Below are 10,171 nucleotides of genomic sequence, written 5' to 3'. Positions count from 1 at the left end.
TGCCCAGCAAAATCCGCAGGTGATCGACCAGGGCGTGTTCCACAACGACGTGATAGCGGTCGGCAACCGCGACACGCTGTTCTGCCACGAGCGCGCGTTCGTCAACAAGCAGGCGATCTACGATACGCTGACCGCGGCGCTCGACGCGCGCGGCGCGCGGATGAACGTGATCGAGGTGCCGGATTCGGCGGTGAGCGTGTCCGATGCGGTGTCGTCGTACCTGTTCAACAGCCAGCTGCTGTCGCGCGCGGACGGTTCGCAGGTGCTCGTCGTGCCGCAGGAAAGCCGTGAGAACGCGAACGTCGCGGCCTACCTCGACAGCCTCGCGGCCGGTCACGGCCCGATCCGCGACGTGCTCGTGTTCGACCTGCGCGAGAGCATGAAAAATGGTGGCGGCCCGGCATGCCTGCGTCTGCGCGTCGTGCTCAACGATGCGGAGCGCGCGGCGGTCACGTCGAACGTGTGGATCAACGACACGCTGTTCGCGTCGCTCGACGCATGGATCGACAAGCACTACCGCGACCGCCTGTCGCCGGAGGATCTGGCCGATCCGGCGCTGCTCGACGAATCGCGCACCGCGCTCGACGAGCTGACGCAGATCCTGCACGTCGGTTCGCTGTATGACTTCCAGCGCTGAGGCACCCATGCGTGATGCAGCGTGGCTCGACGATGTCCTGGCATTCACGCTCGCCGGGCAGGCGCCGACGGCGAAGGACGGCGTGTGTGCGGACGGCGCGGTGCGCTGGCGGTGGCACGGCGACGGGCTGCTTTCGCTCGAGCCGCGCGTGCCGGATGCCGCGCGCCGGAGCGTGCTCGTGTCGGCGGGCGTGCACGGCGACGAGACCGCGCCGATCGAACTCCTGTCGATGCTCGTGCGCGATCTTGCCGCCGGCGCGCTGCCGCTCGCATGCCGCCTGTTCGTCGTGTTAGGCAATCCGCCCGCGATGCGTGCAGGCGAGCGTTATCTCGACGATGACCTGAACCGGCTGTTCGGCGGCCGTCACGCGCAGGTGCCGGAAAGCCGTGAGGCGCCGCGCGCGGCGCAACTCGAAACGGCGGCCACGGCATTTTTTGCCGACGCGCCGGCCGATCGCCACGCGCGCTGGCACGTCGACATGCACACGGCGATCCGCGCGTCGGTGTTCGAGCAGTTCGCCCTGTTGCCGCATACGGGCACGCCGCCCACGCGCGCGATGTTCGAATGGCTGGGCGACGCCCGCATTGCGGCGGTGCTGCTGCATACCGCGAAGGGCAACACGTTCTCGCATTTCACGGCCGAGCACTGCGGCACGCTCGCGTGCACGCTGGAACTCGGCAAGGTGCGTCCGTTCGGCCAGAACGACCTGACGCGCTTCGCGGCCGCCGATCGCGCCGTGCGCCAGCTCGTGTCGGGCGCGGCGCACGATGCCGATGCGCGGGAAGCCGATACGCCGCTGCCGCGCGTCTTCACCGTGATCGACCAGATCACGAAGCAAAGCGATGCGCTCGAGATGTTCGTCGCGGCCGACGTCGCGAACTTCACCCCGTTCCCGCGTGGCACGGTGCTGGCGCAGGACGGCGCGTATCACTACACGGTGCAGCACGACGAGGAGCGGATCGTATTCCCGAACCCGTCGGTCAAGCCGGGCCTGCGCGCGGGGCTGCTCGTCGTCGACACGACGCGCGACACGCTCGACGCGCTCGTATGATCCGCCGCGCCGGCAAGCGCAGGTTGGTACAATCGCGGCCTTGCGGCTGTTGCGCCGCATCACGGCGACGCATCGCGATGATCCAGGCATTCTGGCGCCGCAATGATGCGTGCGCACGTTGTTCCGGAATATCCGTTCGTATCAGGAGGACCTCCCTAATGAAGTTGGATTGGCGAAAAGTGGCCGCGCAGGCGGTGGTGACGGCGATGGCCGCGGCAGCAGGCAGCGCGTTTGCGGCGGATCTGAAGGAGATTCGTTTCGGCGTCGAGGCCTCGTATGCACCGTTCGAATACAAGACGCCCGACGGCAAGCTGACCGGCTTCGATATCGACGTCGGCAACGCGGTCTGCGCGAAGCTGAAGACGAAGTGCGTGTGGGTGGAGAACGATTTCGACGGCCTGATCCCGGCGTTGCATGCACGCAAGTTCGACGCGATCAATTCGGACATGACGATCACCGACCAGCGCCGGCATGCGATCGACTTCACCGATGCGATCTACACGATCCCGAACCAGCTGATCGCGAAGCAGGGCAGCGGCCTGCAGCCGACGCCGCAAGCGCTGAAGGGCAAGCGCGTCGGCGTGCTGCAGGGCACGATCCAGGAAGCGTATGCGAAGAAGAAGTGGGCGCCGGCGGGCGTCGACGTCGTGCCGTACCAGACGCAGGATCTCGCTTACGCGGACCTGAAGTCGGGCCGTCTCGACGCGACCTTCCAGGATGCCGAAGCGGCCTCGAAGGGCTTCCTGTCGAAGCCGCAGGGCGCAGGCTTCGCATTCGCGGGCGGCACGGTGAGCGATGCCGAGATTCTCGGCTCGGGTGTCGGTTTCGGTCTGCGCAAGAACGACGCGCAGCTCAAGACCGCACTGAACCAGGCGCTCAAGGAACTGAAGGCCGACGGCACGATCGACGGCCTCGCGAAGAAGTACTTCAACGTGCCCGTCACGCTGAAGTAATGGACGGGCGGCTGGAGCCGCACGTGTCATGCAGCCGGCCGCCCACGCGGCCGGTTTGCGTTGGGCGGAGGCATTGCGGTGACGGCACGCCCGTCGGTGCGCTTACTGCCTGAAGAAGCGGGCCAGCTCGCGCGCCAGTTCGTTGAGCACGCCCATCTCCTGCTGCGAGATCTTGCGCGCCGGCTGCGCGCAGGCCCAGTCGCCGTACAGCAGCGCCGACGTCGTCGTGCCGACGCGCACCGGCAGCAGCACGAACGCGCGGGCATCGTCGAATACGTCGAGATACCACGCGGGCAGCCGCTTCATCATCTTCGGATCCTGCGCCTGCTCGATGAAGATGCCGACCGAATTGGTGATCGCCAGATGGAACACGTCCGGCTCGAAGCGTTCGTGAAAGCGCAGCTGCCCGAGCGCCGCATCGACGCCGGGGCCGAAACCGAGCCGCGCGGCGAACGTGCCGTCGTCGTGGCGCACGAACATCACGGTGCGCGTGAACGCGAGGCCCGCGAGCACGCTTTCCGACGCGAGCGCCAGCACGGGCGCGAGCACGTGCTCGGACGGCAGCGCGCGCAGGTCGGCGAGGCCCGCTTCGAGGCATGCCTGCGGTTCGGCCTGCGCACGCGCGATCGCGTCCGCGTTGGCGCGCAGCTCCACGATCTCGCGCATCACCGTGTCGCTCGCCTCTTCGCGGGCGAGCACGTCGGCGATCTCGACGAGTGTCTCCGGCTCGATGCCGAGCTCGATGCTGCAGTGCTGCGCGATCGCCGCGACGCGCGCATCGCGCTGCGGGCTCGGCGGCGCGGCCAGCGCGCTCGCCACGTCGGTCGAGCAGCGGCTCACCGCGCGTAGCCAGCGGATTTCGTCGGCCGCGCTGTCGACGTCGTCATCGCAGTCGTCGCAGTTGTCGAGACGGCCGGCATCGACTTCGTCGGGCGCGGCGGCGTGCGGATCGTCATCGACGATGCCCGCGCGGATCACGTCGGGCAGCCGCCAGCGCGCGGCGGCCTCGCTGCCGATTTCCTGGAAGCTCACGCCGAGCACGTCGACGGCGGCGGCCTCGTCGTCGCCATGCAGCTCGGCGGCGCGCCGGCGGATCCGGTCCCATTCGCTGTCCAGGTAGCAGACCACCAGCAGCTTGCCGACCTGGCGCATCAGCGTGCAGACGACCGCTTCCTCGCCCGCGCGCAGATCGGCGTTCCGGGTCAGCTTGCGTGCGACGCAGCCGGACAGCAACGCGCGATTCAGCTCGAGTTTCGCGTCGATCCGCCGTGGCGTGCTCTGATGAAAATGATCGACGAGCTTCAGCCCGACGATGAGGTGGCCGACCGCGTCCATCCCGAGCACCATCAGCGCGCGGGTCACGGTCGTGATATTGCCGCCGAACGCCATGTACATGGCGGAATTGGCGAGCCGCAGCACCTTCTGCGTCAGCGCGAAATCCGACAGCACGACGCGCACAAGCGCGGTGAAGTCGAGGTCGTCGTTCTTCATGGCGGCCATCGTCGCGCGCAGCGATTCCGACAGCAGCGGGAAGTCGCCCCGTTCGTTCATCCTCGTCCAGAGCTTGTCGAGCAGCGCCGTCCGGGGCAGGGGTTCGGTGATGATTGACATACGGATCTGTGTGTTTCGCGTCAGGCTGCCGCGTGCAGGCGCAGTTCCTGCGCCTCGAAGCGCTGCGCCAGCTCCTCGGACGGCAGCGCCTGGCAGACGAGCCAGCCCTGGATATGGTTGCAGCCCATTTCGGTGAGCAGCTCGCGCTGCGCTTCGGTCTCGACGCCTTCGGCGACGAGTTCGAGTTCGAGCGTCTGCGCGAGGCCGACGACCGCCGACACGATCGCGCGGTCGTTGCGCGACGTCAACAGGTTCTCGACGAAGCTGCGGTCAATCTTCAGCTTGGCGAGCGGGAAACGCTGCAGATAGGCGAGGCTCGAATAGCCGGTGCCGAAATCGTCGACCGCGAAGCGGATGCCGAGCTCGGTCAGTTCCTCGAGCAGCGCTTTTGCGTGGCCCGGGTCGTGCATCAGCAGGCTTTCGGTGATCTCGATCACGATGCGGCGCGGATCGATGCCGGTCAGCGTGATCGCCTCGCGCACGCTTTGCGTGAAGCGCGGGTCGCGGAACTGCTGCGGTGACACGTTGACCGCGACGTACTGCAGCGCGAGCCCCTGCGCGTCCCACGCGACGAGCTGCATGCACGCCGCCTTGAGCACCCAGTTGCCGAGATAGTTGATGAGACCGATCGACTCGGCGAGCGGGATAAAGGTCGACGGCGGCACGAGTCCGTGCACCGGGTGGCGCCAGCGGATCAGCGCCTCGACGCCGACCACCGCGCCCGACTGACTGCGCGTGATCGGCTGGAAATGCAGCGAAAATTCGCCGTTGCGCACGCCGTCGTACAGGTCCGCCTCGAGCTTCAGCCGCTCGGCGTCGGCCGGATCGTCGGTGCGCGCATAGAACGCGAGCCCGCTGCCGCCCGACATCTTGGCCTGCGCCAGCGCCTGGTCCGCGCGACGCAGGAGCGGGCTGTGGTGCTGCGCGCGGCGCGGCGTCGCGCGTTCGTCCGGATAGAGCGCAATACCGATGCTGGCCGACAGGTGCACCGGCTGGCCTTCGTGCGCATAAGGCTGCCGCACGGCGGCCTGCAGCCGGCGGGCGAGCGCGCCGGCGACGTCGCTGGCCTGCGCACGCGTCGGCGCGGTGAGCACCACCGCGAACTTGTCGCTCGCGACCCGCGCGAGCCGCTCGTCGGGCGCCATCAGCGCCTGAAGCCGTTGCGCGGTCTCGCGCAACAGCGCGTCGCCGGCGTCGTAGCCGAGCGCGCGGTTGATCCGCTGGTAGTCGTCCAGGTCGAGCAGCAGCAGCGCCGCGGACGTGTTGGTCTCGTCGGCCACCTGCTGCGCGTGCAGCAGCACCGGCAGGAGCGCGGACAGGTTGTCGAGCCCCGTCATCGGGTCGTGGTGCATCTCGTAGGTCAGGCGCGCCTCCAGCGCCCGCCAGGACGACACGTCGAATGCCGCGATCGCGAAGCCGTCGACGCCGTGGTGGCGGCTCCTGACCGCGCGCACCTCGACATCGAGCGGGTAGGTCAGCGACTTGACGATGCACATCGTCGCCTTTTCGATCTGGCCGGATCGTGCGGCGCGCGCGAGCAGACCCTCGAGCGCTGTGGCATCCTGTTCGGCGATCAGGTCGCGCAGTGTCAGCGTGTGCAGGTAGTCGCGGTGATAGCCGATGAAGCGCAGGCTCGCGTCGGACACGTAGAGAAATCGCAGTTCGCGATCGACGTGGGCGAGGAAATCCACCGCGCCGACCGTCTGCTCCAGCCAGTCGCGGACGGTGTCGTCGCGGCGCGGCGCGGCGGCGCGGGCGGGCATCAGCGCGCCGCCCGACCAGGCGAAGCGGCGCAGCGTATGCAAGGCGCTGCGCCAGGATCCCTTGCGCGGCGTCTGTTTCCTGTTGGCTTCCATGTTTCTCGCTGACGTGAAGGGCTGGAACCGGTTGTCCGGAAGCAATAACGGCAAATCACGCGGAATCTTTAACGCGCGGCCTGCGCGGAGCAGATCTGCACCATGCCGGATCGTGCGCGGGCGTTCGAGGAGCGAACGGCGGTGCGGCGCACATCGAGGCCGACTTTATAAGAAATGAGGACGCAGATGAAGCGAAAACTATTGATGGCCGGCGCCGCGGCGCTGGTGGCGGGCTATGCGCTGACCGCGCAGGCGGTGCTGAAGCCGGGCGATCCGGCGCCGGACTTTTCGACGCAGGCGTCGTTGGGCGGCAACACCTACACGTACTCGCTTGCCGACGCCCTGAAAAAGGGGCCGGTCGTGCTGTATTTCTATCCGGCCGCCTTCACGAAAGGATGCACGATCGAGGCGCATGCGTTTGCCGAAGCGGTCGACCGGTACAAGGCATACGGCGCGACCGTGATCGGGGTGTCCGCCGACGAGATCGGCACGTTGACGAAGTTCTCGGTCAGCGAGTGCCGCAGCAAGTTTCCGGTCGCGGCGGATCCTGACGCGCGGATTATCCGCGCATACGATGCAAAGCTGCCCGCGATCGATCGCGCGAACCGCGTGTCCTACGTGATTTCGCCGGAAGGCCGGATTCTGTACGAATACACGAGTTTGTCGCCGGACAAGCACGTCGAGAATACGCTCGAGGCCGTCAAGGCCTGGGCGGCGTCGCATCCGGCCGCACCGCCAAAGCCCGCGAACTGAAGGGCGGCCCGGCGAACGGGCCGCGCAGGGGCGGGCGCTTGCGCCGCAGCGCCCGCAGCGCTTATGCGCGCAGCGCCTGCTCGATCGGCACGCCGCCGCCGACGAAGCCGATGGTTTTTTTCGAGATGCCGAGCTTGATCGCCTCGATTGCAGCCCACGCGACGTCCTGTCGCGCAACGGGCGGCGCATGCTCGAGCCGTTCCTCGGTCAGCGCGATCTTGCCGACGCCGGGACCGTCCGACAGCGGGCCGGGACGCAGGATCACATAGTCGATCCCGGACGCGATCACACGCTCGTCGCCTTCGCGTTTCATCTGCGAATAGTGGCGCAGGAACTCGGGGCTCCGGTCCGGCCAGTACGCGCTCAGCGAGCTGATCACGACCAGCTTCTGCACGTTGTGCGCAAGCGCATAGTCGGCCGCGCGGGCAACGGCATCGCGGTCGATCTGCTCCTCCTCGGCCGCGCCTTCCGATTCGGCCGATCCCGCCGCGTAGATCGCGTGCGTGATGCCCTGGAATGCGTGCGAGAAGTCGCCCGTGAGGTCGGCCTCGATCACTTTTGCGCCCGGCAGCGTGTAGCCGTGCCGGCGCACCAGCGCCGTGACCTCGAATTCCGGCTGTTCCAGCATCAGGTCCGCGCACGCCCGGCCAGTGCGACCGGTCGCGCCGATCAGTAGTACCTTCGTGGTCATGAAACCGCTCCTTGCTCGATGCGTCGTCAGTCGGGTCGGGGATCGACGACCGATACTCAAGTGTATGTCGATTGGCGCGATGACGCATATGTAAATGGGGGCATACCGGTTCGGGCATCCGGCCAGGGCATGTCTGCAAGGACGCGTCGGCAAGGACAGCGCAGCCGGCGCGCGTGCGCCTTAGGGAAACGCCCGGCAACCGGCTATCATGTGCGCCACGCATCAATTGCCGCACGCGTCCTGCAACGCGTCGGCCAACCGGTTGGAGTACTCATGGCATTACCCGTGGATAACGTCAGCATGGCGGTGTTCTGTGATTTCGAGAACGTCGCGCTCGGCGTGCGCGACGCGAAATACGAGAAGTTCGACATCAAGCCGGTGCTCGAGCGGCTGCTGCTGAAGGGCAGCATCGTGGTGAAGAAGGCTTACTGCGACTGGGATCGCTACAAGGGCTTCAAGGCCGCGATGCACGAAGCGAGCTTCGAGCTGATCGAGATTCCGCACGTGCGCCAGTCCGGCAAGAATTCCGCGGACATCCGGCTTGTCGTCGATGCGCTCGACCTTTGCTACACGAAGTCGCATGTCGACACGTTCGTGATCATCAGCGGCGATTCCGATTTTTCGCCGCTCGTGTCGAAGCTGCGCGAGAACGCGAAGAAGGTGATCGGCGTCGGCGTGAAGAAATCGACGTCCGACCTGCTCGTCGCGAACTGCGACGAATTCATCTTCTATGACGACCTCGTGCGCGAGCAGCAGCTCGCGATCGCCAAGCGCCTCGCGCGCTCGGACAACGGCGCGGCGAAACGGCCGTCCGACGACGCGGCCCGCAAGGAAGCCCGCAAGGCCGAGGCGATCGCGCTGGCGGTCGAGACGTTCGATGCGCTGGCGTCGGAGCGGGACGATGTCGGCAAGATCTGGGCATCGGTGCTCAAGAGCGCGATCAAGCGCCGCAAGCCGGATTTCAACGAGTCGTATTACGGCTTCCGTGCGTTCGGCAACCTGCTGGACGAAGCGCAGGCGCGTGGCCTGCTGGAAGTCGGCCGCGACGACAAATCCGGCGCGTTCGTGTCGCGGGCACGCCAGGCCGCGGCGGTGGAGCCGGTCGTGCACCGGGAGGCGCCGGCGACGGCGGACGACGCGGGCGGGGCGCCCCCCGCAGCACCGGAGCGTCACGGCCATCGCAAGGCACGGCACGCCGACGGGCGCGCCCCCGAGCCGGTCGTGGCGAGTGCGGCGATCGAAGCAGAAATGGCGGCGACGGAGGTGGCAGCCGTGCCGGAAGCGGAACCGGTCGAGCGGATCGACGCGGCGGCTGATTCGCAAGACGGGAAGACCGACGCACGCAAGCGCGCGCGCAAGAGCTCAGCGAAGAAGACCGGGACGAAGAAGGTCGGCGCGAAGAAGGCCAATATGAAGGACACCGGCAGCCAGCGGGGTGAGGGCACGGAGGCGGGGCAGCACGCCGAGCCGAAGCACGCCGAGTCGAAGCACGACGAGGCTGCGATGACGAACGTAGGGCAGGAAGCGCCTGACGCGGCCGAACTGCCCGCCGCGGATGCGCCGGCGGCGCCGAAGAAGCCGGCACGCAAGGCGGCGCCCCGCGCCCGCCGCCCGCGCAAAGCCGCATCGGCCGACGCGTAAATCCCGGGCCCGCCGGCGCCGGGCCCGACCGTCGCGGGGCGGCACCGGAACGCGGCGGGGCATATCGAGGCGGGCCGTACCGACGTGTGGGCCATGCAGGTCGGCATATCCACGCGTGCCCAACGGCGCGGCGCCGACGTGCGGCTTCCCGTCCGCGCGCCGTCGTGGAAGGCGCCCCGCCTGCCGGTTACTCGCCCGCCACTGCCGAGCCGCCGCGATGCCGGCGCTGCTCGCCCCATACGCGCAGCCGATCCATGTACAGATAGACGACCGGCGTCGTATAGAGCGTCAGCACCTGCGACACGATCAGGCCGCCCGCAATTGCAATCCCGAGCGGCGCACGCAGCTCGGCGCCGTCGCCATGGCCGAAGGCCAGCGGCAGCGCGCCGAGCAGCGCCGCCATCGTCGTCATCATGATCGGCCGGAAGCGCAGCAGGCACGCCTCGCGGATCGCGTCGAACGACGATTTCCCGCCGTTTCGCGTCGCGTCGATCGCGAAATCGACCATCATGATCGCGTTCTTCTTCACGATGCCGATCAGCAGAATCACGCCGATCAGCGCGATGATGCTGAACTCGGTCTTGAACAGCAGCAGGCCGAGCAGTGCGCCGACGCCCGCCGACGGCAGCGTCGACAGGATCGTGACCGGATGGATGTAGCTCTCGTACAGGATTCCGAGCACGATATAGACGGCCGCGAGCGCCGCGAGGATCAGGATCGGCTGGTCGTCCAGCGATTTCTGGAACGCCTGCGCGGTGCCCTGGAAGCTGCCGTGGATCGTCGGCGGCATCCCGATCGACGCCATCGTCCGGTAGATCGCCTGCGTCGCGGTCGACAGCGACACGCCCGGCGGCAGGTTGAACGAGATCGTCGTCGCGACGAACTGCCCTTGGTGGTTGACCGACAGCGGCGTGGTGCTCGGCCCGAATGTCGCGATCGCCGACAGCGGCACCATCGTCGCTTTCGATGTTGACACGG

The 10,171-nt window shown here is 67.7% G+C and carries 9 protein-coding genes; 5 read left to right on the top strand and 4 right to left on the bottom strand.

Annotated features, from left to right (window positions below):
- The 3 genes from KH616_RS15110 to KH616_RS15100 all read left to right on the top strand — a co-directional run.
- On the top strand, nt 1–637 hold a 637-nt coding region (locus KH616_RS15110), incomplete at its 5' end, for an N-succinylarginine dihydrolase (protein ID WP_292247507.1).
- Between the two features lie 7 nt (nt 638–644).
- Complete coding sequence (gene astE / locus KH616_RS15105; protein WP_292247505.1) at nt 645–1,688, top strand: succinylglutamate desuccinylase; 1,044 nt, start codon at nt 645–647, stop codon at nt 1,686–1,688.
- A gap of 158 nt (nt 1,689–1,846) precedes the next feature.
- A complete protein-coding gene (locus tag KH616_RS15100) occupies nt 1,847–2,641 on the top strand; it encodes an ABC transporter substrate-binding protein (protein WP_292247504.1) in 795 nt (264 codons plus the stop codon).
- Between the two features lie 102 nt (nt 2,642–2,743).
- Here the strand turns inward: KH616_RS15100 and KH616_RS15095 are convergent, their stop codons facing one another.
- A complete protein-coding gene (locus KH616_RS15095) occupies nt 2,744–4,252 on the bottom strand; it encodes an HDOD domain-containing protein (RefSeq protein ID WP_292247502.1) in 1,509 nt (502 codons plus the stop codon).
- 20 nt (nt 4,253–4,272) lie between these two features.
- On the bottom strand, nt 4,273–6,015 hold the full coding sequence (cdpA, locus tag KH616_RS15090; protein WP_292247510.1) for a cyclic di-GMP phosphodiesterase CdpA: 1,743 nt from the start codon (nt 6,013–6,015) through the stop codon (nt 4,273–4,275).
- 279 nt (nt 6,016–6,294) lie between these two features.
- Between cdpA and KH616_RS15085 the strand changes: the two genes are divergently transcribed.
- On the top strand, nt 6,295–6,861 hold the full coding sequence (locus tag KH616_RS15085; protein WP_292247500.1) for a peroxiredoxin: 567 nt from the start codon (nt 6,295–6,297) through the stop codon (nt 6,859–6,861).
- Nucleotides 6,862–6,922: 61 nt separating this feature from the next.
- Here KH616_RS15085 and KH616_RS15080 read toward each other — a convergent pair whose 3' ends face one another.
- Nucleotides 6,923–7,552 (bottom strand): SDR family oxidoreductase, encoded by a 630-nt coding sequence (locus KH616_RS15080; RefSeq protein WP_292247498.1) that lies wholly within the window; start codon nt 7,550–7,552, stop codon nt 6,923–6,925.
- Between the two features lie 273 nt (nt 7,553–7,825).
- On the opposite strand from KH616_RS15080, the gene KH616_RS15075 reads away from it, so the two are divergent.
- A complete protein-coding gene (locus KH616_RS15075) occupies nt 7,826–9,193 on the top strand; it encodes an NYN domain-containing protein (RefSeq protein WP_292247495.1) in 1,368 nt (455 codons plus the stop codon).
- A gap of 187 nt (nt 9,194–9,380) precedes the next feature.
- On the opposite strand, the gene KH616_RS15070 is transcribed toward KH616_RS15075, so the two are convergent.
- Nucleotides 9,381–10,171, bottom strand: a 791-nt coding sequence (locus KH616_RS15070; protein ID WP_292247492.1) for an efflux RND transporter permease subunit, incomplete at its 5' end; no start/stop codon positions are given.

The sequence above is a fragment of the Burkholderia sp. genome, from assembly GCF_018375725.1.
Lineage (GTDB): Bacteria > Pseudomonadota > Gammaproteobacteria > Burkholderiales > Burkholderiaceae > Burkholderia.
The sequence above is the reverse complement of the archived record's forward strand: the minus strand, read 5'-3'. Positions and strand labels throughout refer to the sequence as shown.

What these genes read in the sequence shown, in the direction of transcription:
- KH616_RS15100 (WP_292247504.1), top strand. Translation starts at nt 1,847, where the DNA reads ATGAAGTTGGATTGGCGAAAAGTGGCCGCGCAGGCGGTGGTGACGGCG.
- KH616_RS15075 (WP_292247495.1), top strand. Translation starts at nt 7,826, where the DNA reads ATGGCATTACCCGTGGATAACGTCAGCATGGCGGTGTTCTGTGATTTC.
- astE (WP_292247505.1), top strand. Translation starts at nt 645, where the DNA reads ATGCGTGATGCAGCGTGGCTCGACGATGTCCTGGCATTCACGCTCGCC.
- KH616_RS15095 (WP_292247502.1), bottom strand. Translation starts at nt 4,252, where the DNA reads ATGTCAATCATCACCGAACCCCTGCCCCGGACGGCGCTGCTCGACAAG.
- KH616_RS15080 (WP_292247498.1), bottom strand. Translation starts at nt 7,552, where the DNA reads ATGACCACGAAGGTACTACTGATCGGCGCGACCGGTCGCACTGGCCGG.
- cdpA (WP_292247510.1), bottom strand. Translation starts at nt 6,015, where the DNA reads ATGCCCGCCCGCGCCGCCGCGCCGCGCCGCGACGACACCGTCCGCGAC.
- KH616_RS15085 (WP_292247500.1), top strand. Translation starts at nt 6,295, where the DNA reads ATGAAGCGAAAACTATTGATGGCCGGCGCCGCGGCGCTGGTGGCGGGC.